This window comes from Brevibacillus sp. LEMMJ03, from assembly GCF_007197875.1.
Taxonomy (GTDB): Bacteria; Bacillota; Bacilli; order Brevibacillales; family Brevibacillaceae; genus Brevibacillus; species Brevibacillus thermoruber.
In genome coordinates this window covers 1-410 of the sequence record NZ_VKJN01000099.1, presented here as the reverse complement: position 1 = coordinate 410, position 410 = coordinate 1, and the positions used below count along the sequence as shown (strand labels likewise).

Annotated in this window: 1 protein-coding gene; it reads left to right on the top strand. The window is 33.4% G+C overall.

The window, feature by feature from the left end; genetic code table 11:
- A partial coding sequence (locus tag FOI68_RS22990) for an MFS transporter (RefSeq protein WP_143864436.1) occupies positions 1 to 410 on the top strand: 410 nt, incomplete at both ends.

The window sequence follows — 410 nt, the reverse complement described above, 5'->3', positions numbered from 1 at the left end:
AGCTGGAACTATCGTAGATACGCTCGATAAGCGTAAAGTCATGATTTTAGCTGATTTGTTAAGAGGAATATTAATCACACTATTATTTATACTCAGCTGTATAAAATTGGTCAATTTGTGGTGTTTAGTCGCTATAACATTTTTAAGCAGCAGCATAGCTCAATTATTCGAACCGGCTAAACAATCTTCAGTACCGCTATTTATTCATAGTGAAGAGTTACTTAACGCAAATTCTTTATTATCATCTTGGCAACAGGGAGCTCGTTTGGCTGCACCAGTAATAGGTGGCCTATTAATGGTAACTTGGCCACCTTACTATTTATTTTTAGTAGATGCAATTACTTTTTTTATCTCTGCTTTAATGATTTATTATATGAATTTTGACTCTAAAAATAAGAAGTCTGAGAAAG